Source organism: Planctomycetota bacterium, from assembly GCA_038746835.1.
In the GTDB taxonomy this organism is placed as follows: Bacteria; Planctomycetota; Phycisphaerae; order Tepidisphaerales; family Tepidisphaeraceae; genus JBCDKH01.
Window position 1 is genome coordinate 1 of record JBCDKH010000029.1, and the last position, 21,432, is coordinate 21,432.

At 66.4% G+C, this 21,432-nt stretch carries 21 protein-coding genes; 13 read left to right on the forward strand and 8 right to left on the reverse strand.

Going from position 1 to position 21,432, the window contains the following annotated elements; translation table 11 throughout:
- Positions 1-246: 246 nt before the first annotated feature.
- Positions 247-1,410, reverse strand: a complete 1,164-nt coding sequence (locus AAGI46_05010) for an aminotransferase class III-fold pyridoxal phosphate-dependent enzyme (protein ID MEM1011564.1) — start codon at positions 1,408-1,410, stop codon at positions 247-249.
- 161 nt (positions 1,411-1,571) lie between these two features.
- On the opposite strand from AAGI46_05010, the gene AAGI46_05015 reads away from it, so the two are divergent.
- Positions 1,572-2,570 (forward strand): glucokinase, encoded by a 999-nt coding sequence (locus AAGI46_05015; protein MEM1011565.1) that lies wholly within the window; start codon positions 1,572-1,574, stop codon positions 2,568-2,570.
- Positions 2,571-2,573: 3 nt separating this feature from the next.
- On the opposite strand, the gene AAGI46_05020 is transcribed toward AAGI46_05015, so the two are convergent.
- Complete coding sequence (locus tag AAGI46_05020; protein ID MEM1011566.1) at positions 2,574-3,740, reverse strand: Lrp/AsnC family transcriptional regulator; 1,167 nt, start codon at positions 3,738-3,740, stop codon at positions 2,574-2,576.
- 55 nt (positions 3,741-3,795) lie between these two features.
- Here AAGI46_05020 and AAGI46_05025 point away from each other — a divergent pair, with 55 nt between their 5' ends.
- Together AAGI46_05025 and AAGI46_05030 are read left to right on the forward strand one after the other, a co-directional pair.
- Positions 3,796-4,536: a DUF547 domain-containing protein gene (locus AAGI46_05025; protein MEM1011567.1), complete on the forward strand. Its 741-nt coding sequence runs from the start codon at positions 3,796-3,798 to the stop codon at positions 4,534-4,536.
- Positions 4,536-5,879: a tetratricopeptide repeat protein gene (locus tag AAGI46_05030; GenBank protein ID MEM1011568.1), complete on the forward strand. Its 1,344-nt coding sequence runs from the start codon at positions 4,536-4,538 to the stop codon at positions 5,877-5,879. Before AAGI46_05025 ends, AAGI46_05030 begins: the two co-directional genes overlap by 1 nt.
- Here AAGI46_05030 and pdxH read toward each other — a convergent pair.
- The 3 genes from pdxH to AAGI46_05045 are packed head-to-tail and all read right to left on the reverse strand — an operon-like array spanning position 5,869 to position 7,663.
- Complete coding sequence (pdxH, locus tag AAGI46_05035) at positions 5,869-6,483, reverse strand: pyridoxamine 5'-phosphate oxidase (protein ID MEM1011569.1); 615 nt, start codon at positions 6,481-6,483, stop codon at positions 5,869-5,871. The two genes, AAGI46_05030 and pdxH, sit on opposite strands and share 11 nt — an antisense overlap.
- Before the next feature lie 17 nt (positions 6,484-6,500).
- On the reverse strand, positions 6,501-7,457 hold the full coding sequence (locus AAGI46_05040) for a DNA polymerase III subunit delta' (protein MEM1011570.1): 957 nt from the start codon (positions 7,455-7,457) through the stop codon (positions 6,501-6,503).
- Positions 7,454-7,663, reverse strand: coding sequence for a hypothetical protein (locus AAGI46_05045; protein MEM1011571.1), 210 nt, complete (start codon positions 7,661-7,663; stop codon positions 7,454-7,456). The genes AAGI46_05040 and AAGI46_05045 overlap by 4 nt, the downstream gene beginning before the upstream one ends.
- A gap of 65 nt (positions 7,664-7,728) precedes the next feature.
- Between AAGI46_05045 and hflX the strand changes: the two genes are divergently transcribed.
- Genes hflX through AAGI46_05060 form a run of 3 tightly spaced genes read left to right on the forward strand, consistent with a single transcriptional unit; the run spans position 7,729 to position 9,679 of the window.
- A complete protein-coding gene (hflX, locus tag AAGI46_05050) occupies positions 7,729-9,072 on the forward strand; it encodes a GTPase HflX (protein MEM1011572.1) in 1,344 nt (447 codons plus the stop codon).
- A 17-nt stretch (positions 9,073-9,089) separates the two neighbouring features.
- Positions 9,090-9,317: a DUF433 domain-containing protein gene (locus AAGI46_05055; protein ID MEM1011573.1), complete on the forward strand. Its 228-nt coding sequence runs from the start codon at positions 9,090-9,092 to the stop codon at positions 9,315-9,317.
- A 32-nt stretch (positions 9,318-9,349) separates the two neighbouring features.
- Positions 9,350-9,679: a DUF5615 family PIN-like protein gene (locus tag AAGI46_05060; protein ID MEM1011574.1), complete on the forward strand. Its 330-nt coding sequence runs from the start codon at positions 9,350-9,352 to the stop codon at positions 9,677-9,679.
- Here AAGI46_05060 and AAGI46_05065 read toward each other — a convergent pair.
- Positions 9,666-10,265, reverse strand: coding sequence for a hypothetical protein (locus AAGI46_05065; GenBank protein ID MEM1011575.1), 600 nt, complete (start codon positions 10,263-10,265; stop codon positions 9,666-9,668). The two genes, AAGI46_05060 and AAGI46_05065, sit on opposite strands and share 14 nt — an antisense overlap.
- A gap of 71 nt (positions 10,266-10,336) precedes the next feature.
- Between AAGI46_05065 and AAGI46_05070 the strand changes: the two genes are divergently transcribed.
- Together AAGI46_05070 and rmuC are read left to right on the forward strand one after the other, a co-directional pair.
- Positions 10,337-10,828 (forward strand): DUF4174 domain-containing protein, encoded by a 492-nt coding sequence (locus AAGI46_05070; protein MEM1011576.1) that lies wholly within the window; start codon positions 10,337-10,339, stop codon positions 10,826-10,828.
- Positions 10,829-10,880: 52 nt separating this feature from the next.
- The gene (gene rmuC, locus AAGI46_05075) at positions 10,881-12,377 is read left to right on the forward strand and encodes a DNA recombination protein RmuC (protein ID MEM1011577.1); all 1,497 of its coding nucleotides are present in this window, start codon (positions 10,881-10,883) and stop codon (positions 12,375-12,377) included.
- 124 nt (positions 12,378-12,501) lie between these two features.
- On the opposite strand, the gene AAGI46_05080 is transcribed toward rmuC, so the two are convergent.
- Positions 12,502-14,295, reverse strand: a complete 1,794-nt coding sequence (locus AAGI46_05080; GenBank protein ID MEM1011578.1) for a trypsin-like peptidase domain-containing protein — start codon at positions 14,293-14,295, stop codon at positions 12,502-12,504.
- Between the two features lie 214 nt (positions 14,296-14,509).
- On the opposite strand from AAGI46_05080, the gene rpsL reads away from it, so the two are divergent.
- The 3 genes from rpsL (at position 14,510) to AAGI46_05095 (ending at position 16,834) form a co-directional block, all read left to right on the forward strand.
- Positions 14,510-14,881: a 30S ribosomal protein S12 gene (gene rpsL / locus AAGI46_05085; protein ID MEM1011579.1), complete on the forward strand. Its 372-nt coding sequence runs from the start codon at positions 14,510-14,512 to the stop codon at positions 14,879-14,881.
- 36 nt (positions 14,882-14,917) lie between these two features.
- Positions 14,918-15,394, forward strand: coding sequence for a 30S ribosomal protein S7 (gene rpsG / locus AAGI46_05090; GenBank protein MEM1011580.1), 477 nt, complete (start codon positions 14,918-14,920; stop codon positions 15,392-15,394).
- Positions 15,395-15,562: 168 nt separating this feature from the next.
- A complete protein-coding gene (locus tag AAGI46_05095) occupies positions 15,563-16,834 on the forward strand; it encodes a glutamate-5-semialdehyde dehydrogenase (protein ID MEM1011581.1) in 1,272 nt (423 codons plus the stop codon).
- A 13-nt stretch (positions 16,835-16,847) separates the two neighbouring features.
- On the opposite strand, the gene fliM is transcribed toward AAGI46_05095, so the two are convergent.
- On the reverse strand, positions 16,848-17,909 hold the full coding sequence (fliM, locus tag AAGI46_05100) for a flagellar motor switch protein FliM (GenBank protein MEM1011582.1): 1,062 nt from the start codon (positions 17,907-17,909) through the stop codon (positions 16,848-16,850).
- Positions 17,910-18,265: 356 nt separating this feature from the next.
- On the opposite strand from fliM, the gene AAGI46_05105 reads away from it, so the two are divergent.
- On the forward strand, positions 18,266-19,570 hold the full coding sequence (locus tag AAGI46_05105; GenBank protein ID MEM1011583.1) for a glutamate-1-semialdehyde 2,1-aminomutase: 1,305 nt from the start codon (positions 18,266-18,268) through the stop codon (positions 19,568-19,570).
- A gap of 31 nt (positions 19,571-19,601) precedes the next feature.
- On the forward strand, positions 19,602-21,404 hold the full coding sequence (aspS, locus tag AAGI46_05110; protein ID MEM1011584.1) for an aspartate--tRNA ligase: 1,803 nt from the start codon (positions 19,602-19,604) through the stop codon (positions 21,402-21,404).
- Positions 21,405-21,432 lie beyond the last annotated feature (28 nt).

Genomic DNA, 21,432 nt, shown 5'->3' on the forward strand with positions numbered 1-21,432 from the left:
CCCCCGACATCCCGCGCGACGCGGTGGGACCTGGGCTGTACCGCGCGAACGCGACCGCGCGGTCGCTGCGCGGGTTGACCTGCGAGCCCCGAGCGTGCGCGAGCGGGTCGGGTAGCCGAATCGGACCCGCTCGCTCACGCTCGGGGCTCGCAGGTCAACCCGCGCAGCGACCTCGCGGTCGCTTTCGCTCGGTACAGCCAAGGTCCCGCGGCTTCGCTCGGGATGTCGGAGGTGTTTCGTGCCGTCTCACGCGTGGATCACGTCGATGACCAGGTCGAGGCCTCGGGCCCAGTCGTCTTCAGAGATGACCATCGCCGGGGCGAGGCGGACGACGTTCTTTTGCGTGACGTTCATCACGACGCCAGCCTCCAAACCAGCGGCGACGAGGTCCTTCGTCGGGTCGGCCGGCAGTTCGATGCCGAGGAACAGGCCGTCGCCGCGGACGTCGCAGTCGGGGAGGGCGTCGCGGAGCTTGGCCTTGGCGAGGTCGCCGAGGCGGGTGGCGTGGTCGAGCAGGCCATCGCGTTCGATGACGTCGAAGATCGTCGCGCACACGGCCATGCACATCGGGTTGCCGCCGAGGGTCGAGCCGTGCGTGCCGGGGACGAGGTGCTCGGCGTGTTCGGGCTCGGCCCAGCAGATCCCGACGGGCAATCCGCCGCCGACAGCCTTGCCGAGGGTCATGACGTCGGGCTTCACGTCGCCGTCGAAGTGTTGATGGCCGAACCACTTGCCGGTGCGTCCTCCGCCGACCCAGACTTCGTCGAAGTGGAGGGTGATGTCGCGCTCGGTGCAGAAGTCGCGGACTTGGGCCGGAAAGTCGTCGGGATAGCCGAGCATGCCACCTTCGCCTCGCAGCGGCTCGAACATGATGGAGCAGGTCTCGTCGTCGACGTGTCGGACGAGGTCATCGAAGTCGCCGCCGGTGGCGTGGACGAAACCCGGTACGGGCGGGCCGAAGCCGACGCGGTGGGCCTCGGTCGAGCCCGCGGCGATCATCGCCAGACTTCGGCCGTGGAAGCTCTGGTTGAACGTGACGACCTTGTAACGGCCCTTGGCGCTGCCGCGGCGACGCGCGAGCTTGACGGCCGTCTCGTTCGCGTCGAGCCCGCCGTGGCAGAAGAACGCCCGGCCGTCGAACGCCTTGGATTTCAGGTGTTCGGCGACGCGGAGCTGTGGCTCGGTGTGGAATGTGTTGCCGACGGTCCAGAGCGTCTCGCTCTGCTCGCGTACGGCCCGGACGAGATCGGGATGGCAATGCCCCAGCACCGCCCCGCCGAAGCCGGCGAAGAGGTCGAGGTACTCGCGGCCGGTGTCGTCGAACAGCCGCGTGCCCTCGCCCCGCTGCATGCAAATCGGGCGTCGGGCGTAGTTGCCCATGAGCAGGGTGTTGGCGTGATCGAAGTCCATCAAGCCAGCTTACAAGGGCATGTCCGCGAACCGTCAGTTCCGTCATCCTGAGCGAGCGCAGCGAGTCGAAGGACCTCGATTGCGCGTCGAAAGGGAGAATAGGCGAGGTCCCCTCGGCTGCGCTCGGGATGACGGATGCCGCTGCTGCTCTACGGTGGGGCATGAGCGACCTCCTCCTCGTCGGCGACGTCGGCGGCACCAACGTTCGCCTCCGCGTCGTACGCCGCGACGACACGAAGGCCGCGGCGATGATGGAGGAGACCTACGGCGACAAGAAGCCCATCGTCGAGGCGCTGGCCGACTTCATCGGCAAGCTGAGCGACCCGGTCGTCGCCTGTTGCCTCGGCGTCGCGGGACGCGTGGTCGACCACGACGTCCGCATGACCAACCGCCCCGGCGAGACGATCACCAACGAGGCCGTCGCAGAGAAGCTCGGCCTGCCGCCGGGACGCGTGACGCTGGTCAACGACATGGTCGCGCACATCAGCGGCGTCGATCTGTGCGAGACGGTCCAGCTCCGCGGCGGCAAGAGCGAAGGCGACGTTGAGGGCATCGTCATGCCGGGCACCGGACTCGGCACCGGCTTTCGCGTGATGACGCCAGGCGGCTGGTTCCCGGTCCCGAGCGAAGGCGGTCACCTCGACTTCGGCCCGCCGAACGCGTCGCTCGACTTCGTCCGAGACGCGTTCCAGGACTTGCTTGAAATCCCACTCGACGGCCGACTGAGCTGGGAACAGGTCTGCAGCGGCCCGGCATTGCCAATGCTGTACGCGGTCGTCACGGATCCCGACGCACCGACGAGTGTCCGGCGACCTGAGCCGATGGACGTGACGTCCGCCGCGAGCGGCAGCGAAGTCGAAGGCCTCGATTCGATCGCCGCCCGCGAGGCCGTCCGGCTGTTTCTGCACCTCGTCGGTGCCCGCGCCGGCAACCTGCTGCTCGACACGCTGGCGACGCGTCGAATGATCTTCGGTGGCGGCATTCTGAATCGGCTCTACGACCACTACGCCGACCTCGTGACGCGACTGCTGGCCGAGAGCTTCGACGCGACGGGCCCGAGTGCATTGCACGACACGCTGGCCAACACGCCGCTGGTCCTGCTCCGCAGCGACGACAGCGGCATCATCGGCGCCGCGGCCCTGGCACGGTCTTTGATCTAATGCTCAGTCCCGCAGGGTCTCTGGGTCGACGCCTTGCGATTGCCAGAAGTCGCGGAAGATGGCGGGCGAGACTTCGCTCGGTTTGATCTCGCTTCGGCCACCCCAGAAGACGTTGGTGTAACTGACGTCGATGCCGAGGCTCGCGAGGTGCTCATCGATGGCGGCTTTGTGGGCGAGGACTTTGTCTTTCTCGGTGCCGTGGCTGACGCCCATGAGGTTGACATTGCCGAAGGCGTCGCCGGCTTCGCGCCAGTAGGCGTGGGTCATGCAGTGGAACCGCCCGACCTCGCGGCCGGCTTCGAGCTGTCGGCCCTCGGGCACGCGCCAGTGGAAGAGCGCATTGAACCGCGTGACACGTTCGCCGGTCTTGAGCTTCTTGTAGTGCTCCAGGAACGTGCTGAACCGGCCGATGACGCCGCGTTCGGCGAGTTCGTTCGCTTTGGCGAGGAAGGCGTCCAGCGACACGCCGGCCTCGGCGGCGCGTGGTGACCAGATCGGATCGGCGGCGAGCTCGTCGCGCGTGAACTCGCGCTTGAGCGCCTCCAGCACCGGCCACTCGTTGTCGGCAACGGGTGTGACCTCGACGTCGATCACTCGACCCGGCTCGTCGGTCTTGTCGCCTGGCTGGAGCTCCTTGCGGCGGACGTGGCCGACGCCCAGCGCGAAGAGCTTCTTGGCCGGCAGCAGCATGAACGCGTCGGCCTTGGTGCGGCGTTTGAGCTCTTCACAGTGTTTCTGCATCGAGTAGCCGACGGGCACCTTGAGCGTGGTCCAAAGGCGGTACTTCGCACCGGCGATCTTCTGGTCCGTGCTGCGGCACACGACGTGGCCGGTGAACGGATCGTTCTTGAACATCCAGTCGAACGCCGCGTGCAGCTTGCCCTCGCGGACCTTCCAGGCGACCAGTGCCCCGCGTGCGAGGTTCGTCGCAAGCAGCGTCTGCCGAACCCGACGGATGACGCCCGCGTCGAGCATCGCCTGCACGCGCTCGACGACGGTTTCTTTGGCGATATGAGTCCGCGACGCGATCTCGCCGAAGGGGTCGGGCTGGAAGCCCTGCAGGCCGTCCTCGGAGACGGCGAGGATGGCGGCGTTGACGGAATCGGCGACATCCACCGGCGTGGCGGCGTCGGCCACGGGCGACTCAGGCTCGGACACAGCGGTCGTCATGGCCGATCCTACCGCGAGCGCTTCGCAGGCTCGCCAAAAGCCGTACCATTCGCCCATGGGACGAGTTCTCGTGTTCGGCCTCGGTGTTTTGCTTTTGGCGACGTTCTTCCTCCCGGCGTCGATGACTGAGGACAGCGATGCGACTAGTGGCTACGACGCCCTGCTTCGCGAACACGTCGACGGCGACGGCTTCGTCGATTACGAGCAGCTTCGCCTGAGCCGAACCGCCCTCGACGCCTACGTCGACTACCTCGCAACCGTCGACCTCGACGGCATGGCCAACGACGATCGGCTGGCGACGCTCATCAACGCTTACAACGCCTTCATGCTCCAGATGGTCCTCGACGCCGGCAACGTCGAGCATGTTCTTGAAGACATCGAAGAGCCGTTTGAGCGAAAGCGGTTCACGCTCGCCGGCCAGCAGGTCTCGCTCAACGGGCTTGAGAACAACTGGATTCGTGCCGACTTCGACGAGCCGCGCATCCACTGGGCCGTCAACTGTGCGGCCGCGAGTTGTCCGCCGCTTCGGGCGGAGGCGTACGTCGGCAACCGGCTGAACAAGCAGCTCGCTGAGCAGGAGCGACTCGTCCACACCGACGAGAAGTTCGTCCGCTACGACGGCGACACGCTCTTCCTCACGCCGCTCTACGACTGGTACGGCCAGGATTTCGTCGATGCTGCCGGCTCGGTCTACGGCTACGTCCGGCCGCTGCTGGACCTGCCCGAGGAAGAGCCGGCCATTGAGTTCACCGAGTACGACTGGACGCTTAACGACGTCCGGCTGAAAGGGCCGTGATGCACCGCATTCTCCTTGCGACACTCCTCCTCGCCGGCGTCACGTCGGGCGATGTGCTGGTGCTCGACGACGGCTCGAACCTCGCCGGCGAAGTCGAGCGCGTCCGCGAGCCCGGGCGGGACGGCTACGTCGTCAAGGCCGACGGCAAGGAGCGATTCGTTCCCATCGAACGCGTCGTTCGCCATGTCGTCGGACGCGACACGATCGATGACGCCGATGACGCGGCCTCGCTCGATGCCCAGCGTCTCGCGTCCCTGCGTCGGGTCGTCCAGCGGCTCGATGACCCCGCGATGGCCGTCGCGAAGTACGAAGAGTTCCTCAAGACCGCCCTGTTGCCCGACGTTGTCTTCGAGGCCAGCCGCGAGCGCGACACGTGGCAGCGACGCGTCGACCAAGGGCTGATCCGTCACGGCGACGCCTGGCTCACGCCGGCCGAACGCGACGCGGATGTGCAGGCGGCGCTGGGCCGGGTCGACCTTGCCCGTCAGGCCGTGGCGATCGAGGACGCGCAGGCACGCGTTTTGGTCGAGTCACTGCTCGGCCATCCGACGACGGACGTCTCGGGCCGCTACCTGCAAGGCGTGCTCGACCTCTCGGCTGGTCAGCTCGCCTCGGCCCGGCAGCACTTCGCTTCGGTCCGGGACGACGTGCCGGACCATGCGCCGACGCTGTTGAACCTCGCCTTCATCCAGGCCGAGCTCGGGCGTCCCGAGCGTGCCGCGGTCTTCGCCGCCGACGCTGCTGAGGCCGCGCCGGAGACGCGCGTGACGCTCGACAATCTGCACGAGCTCCTGGCGATGTTGTCCGCCGACCAGCTTCAGCAGCGCCACGCCCGCCGGGCCGTTCGCTTGCTCGATCGCTACGAGCCCGCGCTTCGAGCCATCCAGGCCGAGCGTGGGTTGTCGCGTTGGGGCAGCGACTGGATCGACCAGGCCACTGCCGACCAGTTCGCCGCCGAGCGTGCGGAGCTGCAGGCGGAGTTTGACACGCTCAAGGAGCAGTTCGACGAGCTCGTCGGCGACATCGACCTCAACGCCCGCCGCATCGCCGACAACGAGCGGTTCCTCGAACGCATCGAGCGCAACAGCGTTGCCCGCGACGCTTCGGGCAACCTGGTCCGCGTGCCGTTGCCAGAGAGCTACTACGACGTCCAACGCGAGAACCAGCAGCTCCAACGCGACCAGGCTCGCCTCCGCACCGAGGCCGACGCGCTCGACCAGCAGGGTGCCGCCCTTCGTGCCAAGATGCCCCAGCCGACCTACCGCGGCCGGCTCTTCTCCGTCGGCGCCGAGGGCGTTCCGGTCATCCTGCCCGCAACGCCGACGACGCGACCTACGGATTGAGCAGCGTCATCGACCAGGTGCCGTCGACGCCCAGGCGGTAGCGCTCGCGGCGGTGGAGGCGGAACTCGCCGTCTTTCCAGATTTCGACGTCGTCGGCGACGATGCGCCAGCCGCCCCAGTGCGGCGGGCGTGGGACGTCTTGGCCTTCGTACTGCCGCTCGACCTCGGCGACGCGACGCTTGAGGTCGTCGAAGTCCTCCAGCGGACGCGACTGGTCGCTCGCCCACGCGCCGATCTGACTGCCGCGGGGACGCGTCGCGAAATACGCGTCACTCTCGGCCTCCGTCAGCTTCTCGACACGCCCAGCCACGCGGACCTGCGTCAGCGTCTCGTGCCAGTAGACCGCGACGGCCGCGTGCGGATTCGCTTCGAGGTCGCGGCTCTTGTCGCTCTCGTAGTTCGAGAAAAAAACGACGCCGCGATCGTCGACCTCTTTGAGCAAAACGACTCGCGCCCGCGGTCGCCCCGCCGCGTCGACGGTGGCGAGGGTGATCGCATTGGGCAGATCACGCGTCGGCCGGGTCAGTTCGTCGCGAACGAGATCGAGAGGTGAGGCGGGCATCTGAGCTTGGAGGACCGGAAAGACTTCGCTTCTGGTCTTCAAGCTTCAAGCTTCGTCCTTCAAGCTTTCTGCCGCCCCACCAGCGTCAGGTCGAGTTGTCGCAGCACCAGATCGCGATTCACGTTGGCCAGCAGGTACCGCTCGGCCCGGTGCATCGCTTCGATTGCGTCGCACGCCGACTCCGGATCAGCGGCAAAGTCGCGGCGCACGTGGTCGGCGGCGAGGCCGAGCCAGAGGCGGAAGCCGTCGCGGGTGAACGCGTCCTTGCTGCCCAGCGGGTCGTCCTCCAGCGCCGCCTCCGCCGCGACACCTGCCGCCTCGACCAGGAAGTCCGCGATCGGCTGACGCTGCTGCAGTCGGTCGACCAGCTCCCGACGCCTCGCGACCACGCCGGTGCGCAGGAACGACAACGCCCGGCCCGGCGACCCGCCCGCGACCTCGTATGCCGCGTCCGCGTCGACGGCGGTGACCTCGTGCCTCGCCAGAACCTCCGTCGTCTCGGCCTTGGTCAGCTCGCCGAAGGCGAAGGTCTGGCACCGGCTGCGGATCGTCGGCAGCAGTCGCATCGGGTTGTCCGTCAGCAGCACGATGAGCGTCCGCCCGTACGGCTCTTCGAGCGTCTTGAGCAGCGCGTTCTGCGCGGCCGGGTTCATCGTTTCGGCCTCCTCGACGACGAAAACCTTGCCGTCGCCTTCGATGCTGGCGCGGTTGGCGGGCGCGACGATCTCGCCGCGGACGACGTCGATGGTGAACTGGATCGCCTTGCTCTTGCCGGTCTTGTCGTAGTTGCGGACGAGCTGCCGTGTGACGACGTGGAAGTCGCCGTGTGTGCCCGCGTCGATGCGGCGGTGGACGTCTGGCGTGTCGCCCAAAAACCGCTTGGAAAGCCAGTTGGCCGTCGTCCGCTTGCCGACGCCCGTCGGCCCGGCGAAGAGCAGTCCATGCGCGAGACGGCCCTCGCTAAGGGCTTTGCCGAGTCGCTCGACGACATTCTGATGTCCGACGACCTCGCTCACGATGCGAGCTTATCGCCACACGACCGGCAGAAGCGGGCGTGCCCGGGGTTGTGCTGTCGGCAGCTCGCGCAGTGCTTGGTTTGCTGGACAGGCGTCAGGCGCTTGCCCGACCCGGCGACGAGAAGGCTGCGGAGCACGTACCACCCGGCGAACGTCAGGCCGAGGATCATCCACGCGGTGCCGGTGTCGAAGGGCATGCAGGTCATCGGGAAGCCTCCATCAGCAGTCTATCGAGTCCGTAGCGACACATCGACAGGTATAACGTCCTGTCTTGGAGGAACTGAACAGAACACAGAAGAAGGCGTCGGAAGAGCGGTGCGTGCTCGTGGGCGTTCTGCTGCCCGACTCGTCGGCCGACCCGCGCGACCCGCTGGGCGAGCTGGCCAGCCTGTGCCAGACGGCCGGGGCGACCCCAGTCAGCCGGATCATCCAGAACCGCCGGCAGGTCGACCCGGGCACCTACGTCGGCAGCGGCAAGGCGCTCGAAATCGCCCAGGCCGCCAAGGCGTTCGACGCGGACTTCATCGCCTTCGACAACGAGCTGATGCCGGGACAGATCGGGCAGCTGGAAAAGATCGTCAACACGCACCTCAAGTCGCCTCGCGGCCAGGGCGTCAAGGTGCTCGATCGCAGCGAGATCATCCTCGACATCTTCGCCAACCGCGCCCAGACGCACGAGGCCAAGCTGCAGGTCGAGCTGGCGCAGATGGAGTACACGTACCCGCGTCTGACGAAAATGTGGGGCCACCTCGAACGCATCGCCGGCGGCGGGACGATCGGCGTCGGCACGCGCGGCCCGGGTGAGACGCAGCTCGAAATCGACCGCCGACTCGTCCGCAAGCGGATCAGCGAGCTCAAGGCCAGCATCAGCGAGGTCCAGGCCCGCAAGGCCCGTCAGGTCGAGCGGCGCGGCGACGACCACTTCACCGCCTGCCTCGTCGGCTATACCAACGCCGGCAAGTCGACGCTCTTCAACACGCTCACCGCGGCCGGCACGCTGGCGGAGGACAAGCTGTTCGCCACGCTCGACACCAAGACGCGGGCGTGGAACCTGGAGCGTGGAACCGACGTGCTGCTTTCCGACACGGTCGGCTTCGTCCGCGACCTGCCGCACGATCTGGTGGCCAGCTTTCGGGCGACGCTGGAGGAGGCGGTCCACGCGGATCTGATGCTCCACGTCCTCGACGTCGGCCACCCGCGGGCTCGGCAGCAGTACGAGAGCGTGCGAGCGGTGCTGACCGAAATCGGTGCCGGCGACAATGAGGAAGTGCTGCTCTTGAACAAAGTCGACACGCCCGAGGGTCGGGAGGTCGTCGACGAGTGGCTCGCCCTGCGTCCCGACGCGATTGCCGTCAGCGCTCGGACCGGTGCCGGCTTGGAGCGGCTGCTCGAAAGCGTCTATGGCAGCGTCCAGGGCACCCGCAGCGACGTCCGCCTCAAGGTCGACGTCCGCGACGGCAAGCTGCTGGCCAAGCTCGAACGCGAAGCCCGCATCAACAGCCGCGACTACGACGGCGACGACGTCGCCCTCCACGCGACCGTCGGGAGACGACTCCTGGGCGAACTGCGTCGCGACCCCGATGCGCGGATTGCCGAAGTCACGCCAGCGACCTGATTCCGTATCATCGAAGCATGGACTGGCGAGACCACATCGAACGACGAACGGGCGTCGCAGGGGGCCGACCCGTTTTCAAAGGCACGCGCCTGACCGTCGAGTTCGTCCTTGAGCGGCTTTCCCAAGGTGCTCGAGCGGAGTCGCTCGTCGCGAGCCATCCGCCACTGACGGAGTCGATGATCCAGGCTGCGCTCGCCTACGCGGTCTCGACGGTTCGTCAGGACGAGGTGCTGCTTTCAGCATGAACTTCTTAGCTGACGCGCACATCAGTTCAGAGATGGTCGCGATGCTCCAGGAGCAGGGGCACGACGTTCTGTGGGCCGTTCACCTCGAACCGGCAATGCCTGACGACGAGCTGCTTCGTCTTGCATTTGCGGAGGAACGGCTCATTTTGACGCAAGATAAGGGCTTTGGTGAGCTGGTTTTTCGCCTCGAGCTCCCCGCGTTCGGCGTCATTCTTCTGCGTCTGTCAGCGCCCGACGAAGGCACTCGAGTGACACGGGTTCGAGACGTGCTTCCGACGATCTCTCACCATCAACCCGGACACTTCATCACCGTCACCGATCATCTGGTGAGAAGCCGCCCGCTTGAAACTAGCCACCCGTGACGTATCGCTCGTGATGGGACAGGTCGCCCTTGGCTCGTCCCTCGAGCTCGGCCATGCGTTGGTCAACGCGGCGGGCGACGTCGAGTTGGCGGTCGAGGGCGCGGTTGAGCTCGCCGAGGGCTTCGGCGTCGTCGGCTGCGCCGGCGGTGGCGGCGGCGGCTTGAATGCGGTCGACGCCGTGCTCGATCGCGTCGATGGCCGTCGAGGCCTCGGCCACGAGTTGACGTTGCTCCGCGAGGACCTTGTCCTTCGACTCTCTGGTCGTCAGCTTGCGTGCTGCGTCATTCAGGTCATACGCCCGGACGCACGAGGCGGCGGTCGCGTCGAACAGCTCGATCAGCCGACCCGACGAGTCGCTGGCGCCCAGGCCGCGGACGCGCGAGTCGATCTTGCCGAGTCGATCCACGACGGCCGCGAGGTCGAACGCACCTCGCACCTTGGCCCGCATTTCCAGGTCGGCCAGGTCGATCTTTGACGCACGACTCGGAGTCGCAGGCCGCGACGGTTGCGACCTGGACGCCCCGACGCGATAGCCGACCGCGAGCCCGACGAGCAGGCCCACAAAGAGTCCGGCAAGAAGTCCCATGTCGAACGGTACGGGCCGACGACGACAGACTTCGCGCTGCGTGACTTCGGCAGGTCTGGTACGAAGCACCGATGCGGTGCGCGCTTTTGCTGTCGGTCGCGTTGCTCGGTTGCAGCGAGCCGGCCGCGCCGGTGCCGGAGTCTGCCGCGCTGCCGATGGAAACGAACGCCCCACCGCCGATCGACTTGGCCGAGTTTCGCTGGGACAGCCGGCTGCTGCTGGTCTTTGCCGATCGTGACGATTCGAGGTTGGCGGAGCAGAACCGGCGCTTTGCCGAGTGCGTGCCGGACCTGCTGGAACGTGATCTCCAGGTCATCCGCGTCTTTCCCGACGGCGGCGCGGTGCAGATGCCGGGAGCCAACGTGAGTGCGTTCGACGGTGCGTCGGCGGAGGTGATCCGACAGCGATTCGACGTCGCTGCCGACGACTTTCTCGTGGTGCTTGTTGGCCTCGATGGAGGCGCGAAGGATCGGTACGCGGAGCCGGTCGAGTTGGACGACGTCTTCGCAGCGATCGACGCGATGCCGATGCGACAGCAGGAGCTGCGACGGCGAGATCGGTGACGCGTTCGGATGCTGTTTGCCCTGCGTCGGGCGGGCGCGGTAACGTCGCGGCATGACGGCTCTGTGGATCATTCTGGCCGGCGTTGCGGGGCTGGGACTCGGTGCGGCCATCGGCTGGCTGCTGGCGGGACGTCGTGCCGCGGCGGTCGAGCGCGAGGCGGCGGTCGCGACGCAGCGTGCGGGCGACCTGCAGACGCGACTTGATGCCGTCTCCGCCGATTTCAAGGCGGCCGACGCGGCGTTGGACGAGGCCCGTGGCGAGCGCGATCGCCTCGCCGAACGTCTGGCCGCGCGGGACGACGAGCTCGCGGCCGAACGCCAACGCCACGCCGCCGCCGTCACCGCGAAGGACGAGGTCGAGCAGTCGCACGCCGAGACGCGTGGCCGGCTCGAACGGGCGCTGGCGAAGCTCGAGGCCCTCGACGTCGACCTGCAGGCCGAGCGGGAGCGGTTCGAGAAGAGCCAGGCCGCGCTGAAGGACGCGTTCACGAGCCTGAGTCGTGATGCACTCACGAAGAATCGCGAGGAGTTCCTGGCGTTGGCCAGCCAGCGGTTCGAAGCCCTGCAGGCCGAGGCCAAGGGTGACCTCGGCGAGCGGCAGAAGGCGATCGACGCACAGGTCAAGCCGTTGCGTGAGGTGCTGGAGGGTTACCAGGAGCGGCTCAAGGCAATCGAGGAGGCCCGAACTAAGGCGTACGTCGATGTCCGTGAGCGGCTCGTCGAGGTGGCCGAGGCGGGCAAGCGGCTCGACCAGCAGACCGGTGCCCTCGCGACCGCCCTGTCGCGTCCCGGCACGCGTGGTCAGTGGGGCGAGTCGACGCTGCGGCGTCTGCTGGAACTGGCCGGCATGTCCGGCCGGTGCGACTTCACCGAGCAGGCGCATGTCGCCGCCGATGATGAGGCAGGCTCGTTGCGACCCGATGCCGTCGTCCACCTGCCGGGCGATCGCAACATTGTCATCGACGCCAAGTACGCGGCCGACGATTTTCTGCGGGCGTGCGAGGCGACCGACGCCAACGAGAAGCGGCGTCACCTGGAGCTGTTCGCCAAGGCGGTGCGGCGTCAGGCGATGCAGCTGGGCACGAAGAAGTACACGCAGCGGCTTGAGCGGACGCCGGACTTCGTCGTGATGTTCCTGCCCGGCGAGGCCCTCATCTACGCCGCGGCCGAGCACGATCCGTCGCTGCTGGAGGACGCCTACGCCGAGGGCGTGATCATCGCGACGCCGACGACGCTGCTGGCTTTGCTCAAGACCGTCGCGACCGGTTGGCGAGAGAAGGAGATGGAGGACAACATCGAACAGATCAAGGCCCTCGGCGGCGACTTGGCCGACCGCGTCGCCGTCTTCGCCACGCACCTCGGCGGCGTTGGCAAGTCGCTCGACGGCGCTGTTCAGACGTACAACGAAGCCATCCGCTCACTCGAATCCCGCCTCCTCGTCGCCGCCCGCAAGATGCGCGAACTCGGCACCGAGGAGAAGAAGGCCCTGCCCGAACTCCAACCCATCGACGCAGCGACGCTGAAAGTGCCCGAGTCGATCGGCGCGTGACGGGCGAAACGCTTCCGCTTTGACGGTTTCTTTGACCGCACGCTTCAACCTGTTGACAGAAGAAAGCCCGCGGCACATGAGCCGCGGGCTTGTTCAGGCTGACTTCAAAAGTGGCGGAGCTTGGCTACCCCTCCGACTCCGGCTCGTCATCGGTGTCGCCGTCGTCGGCATCACCATCATCCGCGTCGTCGTTGATTTCCTCGATCTCGTCGGCCTCGCCGGCGAAGATGAGGACGAGGACCGTCTTTGACCGAACTTCAGCAGCCAGTTCGACTGCGTCGAACTCACGGTCGGTCGCCGAGTCGTAGCTGAGCGACGGAGCCTCGTCGACATCGGAGAAGAAATCACGAATCTGACGCGGTCCGACCGCCAGGGAGATGATCGAGTCGTACACCTTGCGATAAGCCGTTGTGATGCCGATGACGTGACCGTTCCGATCAAAGATCGGGCCACCGGAGTTGCCTTGGGTGGTCTTCATGTCGAGGAACAGATCGAAGTCCTCGTCGCTCGTGTCGTTTGAACTCACCGTCCCACGTGCAGTCTGGAAAACAAAGTTGCCCGTCCCCGTGGTCGGATAGCCCGCGGTCATCACGTCTGCCTGAACCGGCGGGACGTCGTCTTCAAGCAGGTAGAAATAGTTGAAGTCTTCACCGGCCGGGTGTTCGACTTTGAGCAGTGCGATGTCGTACTTGTCATCCGCTGCGACGAAGCGAGCGGGGTACTCGATGAAGTTGCCGTCATCGTCCTTCGTGCTCATCCGCACGCGGTAGTAGAAGCCCTCGTCTGTCTCGGCGACGTGACGGTTGGTCACGACGTAGCCGTCGGCCGAAATGAACCAGCCCGAGCCATTGCCGCGGAGTCCGGGAGGGCCGGTGTCCGGGTCGTCGGGGTTGGTGATGTCGCTGCCGTGGCGGAAGTCTTCGATCCAGAGCAGCTCGCCGTTCGCGTTATACGTCTCGCGGAGCAGCTCTGCCCTCAGCGCGATCGCACGCATCCGCGGGTTGGCCGTCTTGAAGTTCTCCGGAATGTCGTCGACTGCCTTGAGCAGGTTGCCGCAGGTCAGATCGGTCGGAGCGATCTCCACGGCCTCGAGCATGTACTCGAGCCCTCGCTCGTAATCCTCTCGGACGAAGACGAGGGCACCCATGCTGCTGAGCACCGCCGGCAGCCTCGGCTGGAGGCGGAGTGCTGCGCGGGCGTGCCGCTCGGCCTCGGCGAGAATGCGATTGCCACCGATCTGCCCGGCACCCTGGTGGTACTTGACGTACGCCAGTCGGTAGTGCGGACGGAACGCGTTCGGATAAGCGGCCAGCGCCTGCTGGTACTTCCGCATCGCGTCGGTCGGGTTCGTCAGCTCGATGCTCAATGCCTCTTCGACGAGGGCATTGGCCGTCTCCTTCATCTCCTTGAGCTCGTCGCCGCCGATCCATTGGCCGCGGACCTTCTCGGCACCTTCCTGGTAGCGCGTTTTCCAGACGGAAAGTTCTGCCTCGGCCGAGGCACGGACGCCTTCGGGAAGGTCGGTCCGCGACAGGAACCGCTCCCACATGTCGACGGCCTGGACCGGCTCGCTCACGCGGTCGGCCCGGTCGCGAATCTTGGTGAAGTCTCTGCCCGCATCGGTCTGCTTGACGCCCGCGTTCCGGTCGTTCGCGTCGACGCCGTAGGGCAGGCCGTTGACGGTTTTGATGCGCTTGACGGGGATGAGCAGCTTTCGGCCGTCGGTGGTCGCGATCGAGGCGGTGCGGGCGCTGATCGGCGTGAGGTGGCCGGTCAGGAAGGTGCCGTCTTCGAGTTCGATCTCGACCGCCGCATCGGGTGCCGAGGCCGCTCCGGCCGTGGGCAGAGCGACGACGAGTGCAAGAGCCGCGACGAGCGTGGCCGTCAGCAGAAGGAGGGTTTTTGGTTTCAGAGCCATAGTAAAAGTCGGCCCCAGACCGGGCCCGCAGAATATTACAAGCCACATCGACCAGCCTCAAGGCGAAACCGGGCGACAATCCACCCCGCCATCGCGGCCGATCGGCCTTGTGTCGCCTGTTGCCGCCTCCCGACGGCCCGCCTAGCGTGCACGTCCCGCTGGAATGGCCAGCGAGACCACCCAGAGACCCTTCGGATCCGCAAAGCGCCCGAACATGCCGACGATCAACCAGCTCATCAAGAAGCCGCGTAAACCCTTGGCGGCTATCAACAAAGTCAAGGACCTCGAGCAGTCGCCCCAGAAGCGCGGGGTCTGTGTCCAGGTGAAGACCCTGACGCCCAAAAAGCCCAACTCCGCCCTGCGGAAGATCGCCCGCGTGCGACTCAGCAACGGCAAGGAAGTCACCGCCTACATCCCGGGCGAAGGGCACAATCTTCAGGAGCACAGCATCGTCCTGGTCCGTGGCGGCCGCGTTCGCGACCTGCCGGGTGTTCGGTATCACATCGTTCGCGGAGCGCTCGACACGCTGGGCGTCAACGACCGCAAGCAAGGCCGTTCGAAGTACGGCACCAAGAAGGGCAAGTAGGCCCGGTTTCTCCTCTCACCTCACGATCAGCACCCGATGGCCTACAAGAAGTTCACCGCCAGCGCCGCCCAGCTCAAGCCCGACCCCCGCTTCAACAGCGTCCTGGTCAGCAAGTTCATCAACTGCCTCATGCTCGACGGGAAGAAGCTCGTCGCGCAGAAGGTGTTCTACGACGCGATGGACCTCGTCCAGCAGAAGATCGCCGACACCCCGCCGGTGGAGGTCTTCGAGCAGGCGATCAACAACGTCAAGCCGTACGTCGAGGTCCGCAGCAAGCGCGTCGGCGGTGCCAACTACCAGGTGCCGATGCAGGTCAACAAGAAGCGTCAGCAGTCGCTGGCGATTCGCTGGATCCTCGAAGCCTGCCGTGCCGAGAGCGGCCGACCGATGAGCAAGATCCTCGCCGACGAGTTCACCGGCGCCTTCAACAAGGAAGGCAAAGCGATGTCCAAGCGTGAGACCACCCACCGCATGGCCGAGGCGAACAAGGCGTTCGCGCACTTCGCGTTCTAGTAACTGAGCAGTGGGAGCCGTTGGCTTCTAACGCAAAGGCGCAAAGAGGCAAAGAACCGCAAAGGTTAAGAAAGTGTGGGTGGTGGAGTAACAAGCTCCACCACCCTCTTCTTTTTCTGGCTTTGCGGTCCTTCGCCTCTTTGCGTCTTTGCGTTTAACCTCCGGACGATGACGGAACTGGAGCAATACGCGAACGAACTTGCCGACCAAGCGCGGGAGGCGTCGCTCGTGCTGATGAAGGAGAGCGGCGAGAAGCGGGCCGCGGCGATTCGGTCGGCGGCGGCGAAGATTGAGGAGCGCGTCGACGCCATCCTCGAAGCCAACGCCAAAGACCTCGACGCTGCCGTCGATCTGCCGGCGGCGACGGTCGGGCGGTTGAAGCTCGACGCGGCGAAGGTCGCCAAGATCGCAAAAGCGCTTCGCGAGATCGCCGATCAGCCCGATCCGCTCGGCCGAGTGCTCCACGGCGAGGTCCGGCCGAACGGCCTGCGACTGGAGAAGCGAGCCGTCCCGCTGGGCGTGGTGTTGTTCATCTACGAGAGCCGGCCCAACGTCACGGCCGACGCGGCGGCGCTGTGCCTCAAGAGCGGCAACGCCGTGATCTTGCGCGGCGGGAAGGAAGCCGCCCATTCCGCGGCCGCCCTGTTCGCGCCGATCCGCGAGGCGATCATCGAAGCCGGCCTGCCGGAAAACAGCGTCCAGCTCGTCGACCGGCCGGACCGCGAACTCGTGCCGATGCTGCTCGCCCACGGCGATGCGATCGACGTCGCCATTCCTCGCGGCGGCAAGGGGCTTATCCAGGCCGTGACCGAGTCGGCGCGGATGCCGGTTCTGAAGCACCTCGACGGCAACTGTCACCTGTACGTCCATGCCGATGCTGCGACGTGGAGCGACGGCGAGAAGTCCGTCGCCGACATGCTCGTCAACGCCAAGACCAGCTACCCCGGCGGCGGCGTGTGCAACGCAGTCGAGCACGTCCTCTTCCATCGCGAGGCCATGCCGCTGCTACCCGCCGCGTGCGACGCCCTGGCGGCGGCGGACGTCGACGTCCGCGGCGACGACGCGGTCCGCGAGGCCTGGCCGAGCGCAAAGCCCGTCGAGCCGGCCGAGTGGGACGAGGAGTACCTCGCATTGATCGTCTCGCTCAAGGTGGTCGGCTCGCTCGACGAGGCCGTCGCTCACATCAACCGCCACGGCAGCCGGCACACGGACGGCATCCTGACGCGCGACACGCAGGCGGCCGAGGCGTTCGTCGCCGGCGTCGACTCGGCGAGCGTCACGGTCAACGCCAGCACCCGCTTCGCCGACGGCGGCGAGTACGGGCTGGGTGCGGAAATCGGAATCAGCACCGACAAACTCCACGCCCGCGGCCCGATGGGCGCGGGCGACCTGTGCAGTTACAAGTGGATCGTCACCGGCGACGGGCACCTTCGACCGTGACGCCAGCTGCGGCCTAAGCCGCTGCTGTGGCTGGTTGGGTCGTTGGCTTGGCCTCGGGCGCGGGAAGTGGCTCGGAGGGCGATCGGGTGTCGCGGACGACGCGGGTCAGGCGGATGGCCTTGTTGCCGCGGAACTGACCGATGCGGCCGGTGAACTTGTTTCGGCCGGCAATGTCGATGACGACGTCGGTGCTCTCGGGTTTTTCGGTGGTCAGGATGTCGCCCGGACGCAGGTTGATCAGCTCCGACAGCGTGATCGTCGTCTTGGCCAGCGTCGCCTTGAGCTCGACGGCAGCCGACTCGAGGCCGCTGGCGAGCTTCTTCTCGCCAGCGTCGCCCGGGCCGCGACGGTTTTCGTAGCTGAACCAGCTCTGCTGGCTCACGCGGCTCATAATCGGCTCCATCGCCTGGTACGGAATGCACAGCGACATCGTGCCGGCGCGATGGCCCATCTTGATCTCGAAGCCAACGACGACCACCGTCTCGTTGGGCGGGACGATCTGGACGAGCTGCGGGTTGCTCTCGAAGTCGACGACTTTGAACTCAGCCGGGACGATCTGACTCCACGCCTCGCCCAGGTGGTGCGTCGCACGGTCGGTGACGCGCTGGACCAGTCGCTGCTCGATCTGCGTCAGCGGCCGCTGCGGAATGAAAAGGTCGGCGTTCGATCCGCCGAGCAGGCGATCGATGATCGGGTAGACGATGAGCGGGCTGATCTCCAGACAGAGCTTGCCGTCGAGCTCTTCGGAGCCAATCAGGTTGAAGCAGGTCGGGTTCGGCAGCGAGTGGATGAACTCGCTGTAGCTGAGCTGTTCGATGTGGCTGACGCTGACCTCGACGATGGTCCGGAGATAGCCGGAGAGTGCCGCGCCGAAGTTTCGGGCGAAGGCGTCGTGGAGGGTTTCGAGGGCGCGGGCCTGTTCCTTGCCGACGCGTTCGGGGCGTTTGAAGTCGTATGTCTGGACATTGATCTCGGCCTCGTCGGCCTCATCGGCGACGGCACCGAGGTCCACGCCTCCGCCGTCGACCGCGCTGAGCAAGGCGTCGATTTCAGATTGGTCCAGGACGTCAGACAAGGCCGAACACCTCCGTGTGGCGTTTGCAGACGAGTCGCCGGCCGGGCGTCCATGCCACGGCGCGAGGTGCGGCTCACGCGGCTTTCAAGTTATCGGTCCTTTCCTCCGAACGCCAGCAGCCCGGGTATGTCATTTCTTCGGTGTCGGGATGTGCCTGGGGGTGACGAAGGCTTCGACGACGTCATCCAGAAGCGAGGATCTTCGAAGACTGCCACCACCGACGCACAAGAACGACCTCACGACCGTTCGAAGACTGCGTCCGCTCGCAAGTCGGACCCCGTTCGCGTCGATCCACAGGCATGCACCGCGCGCTCGACCCAACCGTCGATTCCGGAAGCGTGCAGGCGCCAACGCGTATGTTCTCCCGCAGCATTCGGCACCAGCAGCGAGCGCACGCCGTCATTCCCGGCGCGGCCCACACGTACGCCAAGGGCGACGACCAATACGCCCTCGGCCTGGCTCCCGTCATCGCCCGTGGTCAGGGCTGCCGGGTCTGGGACCTCGACGGCAACGAGTACATCGAGTACGGCGCAGGCGTCCGCAGCGTCACGCTTGGACACAGTGAGTGCCGGGTCTGCCAGGCAGCGCAGGACGCGCTGTGGAACGGCACGAACTTCGCCCGCCCGGCTGCGATTGAGCTGGAGGCGGCGGAGACGTTTCTCGACTGCGTGCCGTCGGCCGACATGGTCAAGTTCGCCAAGAACGGCTCGGACGCAACCACCGCAGCCGTTAAGCTGGCTCGGGCGATCACGGACAAGAAGCTCGTCGCCGTCTGCTCGTCGCAGCCGTTCTTCAGCGTCGACGACTGGTTCATCGGCACCGTCGACATGGACGCCGGCATCCCGCCTGAGCAGGCAGAACTGACGGTGCGGTTCCCGTTCAATGACGTCGGAGCCCTCGAAACCCTGCTCAACACACGCGGCCACGACATTGCCTGCGTCATGCTCGAAGCCGAGCGCGACGAGGTGCCGGAGCCGGGCTACCTCGCGGCCGTCCGGCAGCTGTGCACGCGTCACGGCTGTCTGCTGATCGTGGACGAGACGATCGCCGGATTCCGGCTGGCCGTCGACGGTGGGCACGGCCTGCACGACGTCGATGCCGACCTCACGACCTGGGGCAAAGGCATGGCCAACGGCTTCAGCGTCGCCGCACTGGCCGGGAAGCGCCAGTTCATGGAACGCGGCGGGCTGACGACGGACGAGGAGCGCGTCTTCCTGCTCAGCCTGACTCACGGCGGCGAGACGCACTGCCTGGCCGCGAGCATCGAGACGATGAAGATCTGCCGGGACGAAGACGTCCCTGCCCGCCTCGCTGCCGCGGGCCGACGCCTCGCCGCCGGCATCGACGACGCGGCCAAGGCCGAGGGCATCTTCGACCACTTCCACACGCAGGGCCATCCGTCGAACCTGGTCTACGTGACCAAAGACGCCGACGGGCAGCGAAGCCAGCCGTTCCGCACGCTCTTCCTGCAGGAATCGGTCCGCCGCGGGCTGATCGCGCCCAACCTCGTCGTCGGCGCCGCCCACGACGACGCGGCGATCGATCGGACGATCGACCTGATCGCCGACATCCTGCCGACGTACCGCCGGGCTTTGGAAGACGGCGTCGAGCACCATCTCGTCGGCCGGCCCGTGCAGCCGGTCTTTCGCCGGTTCAACTGAAGCTGCAGCTTGTTGCATACGCTGCCGCGCTATGTCTCAGGCCCTTTCGCCGTCATTCCGCTCGCACACCTGCGGCCAGCTGCGCGCCGACGACATCGGCTCCGTCGTCAAGCTGGCGGGCTGGGTCGGCAACTACCGCGACCACGGCAATCTGGTCTTCATCGACCTGCGCGACCGCGAAGGCATCACCCAGGTCACCTTCGACGCCGACCTCTGCGGCCAGGACGTTCTGGAGCAGGCCCGCAAGCTCCGCGGCGAGTGGTGCATCGGCGTCGACGGGAAGGTCATCAAACGCACCGGCAAGTCCGACGAGGACAAGAAGAACGAGAAGCTCGCCACCGGCGAGATCGAGGTCATGGCCAGCAGCCTGACCGTCTTCAGCGAGTCGCCCACGCCGCCGTTCCAGATCAACGACCCGAAGGTCAATGAGGAGCGTCGCCTCGAAAGTCGCTACCTCGACCTGCGTCGGCCGAAGATGCAGGAGATCCTGCGCACGCGGTCTAAGGCGATGCAGGCGATCCGCCGGGTGCTGGACGATCACGGCTTCCTGGAGGTCGAGACGCCCTACCTGACGCGGGCGACGCCGGAAGGCGCGCGCGACTTCCTCGTGCCGAGCCGCCTGTCGCCGGGTGCGTTCTACGCCCTGCCGCAGAGTCCGCAGATCTTCAAGCAGATGCTGATGGTCGGCGGCTGTGACAAGTACATGCAGATCGCCCGCTGCTTCCGCGACGAAGACCCGCGGGCCGACCGGCAGGCGGAGTTCACGCAGCTCGACCTAGAGATGAGCTTCGTCACGCAGGAAGACGTCCTGGCCGTGACCGAAGACGTCGTGCGTGCGGTCTGGCGTGAAACGATCGGCGAGGACCTGCCGGCCCAGATTCCGCACATGACCTACGACGAGGCCGTCAACAAGTACGGCAGTGATCGGCCGGACCTGCGGTTCGACATGCCGCTGTTCGACGTGACCGACATCGGCCAGAAGACCGACTTCAAGGTGTTTTCAGCCGCACCGATGGTCAAGTGCATCGTCGTCGACGGCGGTGCGGCGATGACCCGCAAGGAGACCGACTCGCTTGCCGACTGGGCCAAGGGCTACGGCGCGAAGGGTCTGGCGGTGACCAAGGTCGTCGACGGCAAGCTCGACACGGGCGTCGCCAAGTTCCTCGAACCCGTCACGGCCGAGCTGCTGGAGCGGACCGGTGCCAAGGACGGCGATCTGCTCGCGTTCGCCGCCGATCGCCCGCGCATCGTCCACAAGGTTCTTGGCGAGCTTCGTCTGAAAATTGCCGAAGATCGCGGCATCGCGCCAAAGACCAAGTTCGCCTGGACGTGGGTCGTCGACTTCCCCGCCTTCGACGAGGACGTGAAGACCGGCCGGCTGACGTACACGCACCACCCGTTCACCGCCCTCGCCGACGAGGCCGACGTCGAGAAGCTGTCGTCGACGGACAAGGCCACGCTGCTGGGCATCAAGAGCGTCGGCTATGACCTGGTCGTCAATGGCTCCGAGCTGGGCGGCGGGTCGATCCGTATCCACCGCTACGACGTCCAGAAGAAGGTGCTCGCCGCCCTCGGCATCGACGAGGAACGCCAGCAGCAGAACTTCGGCTTCCTGCTCGAAGCCCTCAAGTTCGGCGCCCCACCCCACGGCGGCATCGCGCTCGGCCTCGACCGCGTCATCATGGTCCTGCTGGGCCTCGACAACATCCGCGACGTCATCGCCTTCCCCAAAACGCAAAGCGGCACCGACCTCCTCTTCGACGCCCCCGCCCGCGTCGACGACGCCCAGCTGGCGGACGTGCATGTCAAGAGCATCGCGGAAGTCGACGAGTGAACGACGTCTCCAGCTTCAGGCAAGCAAC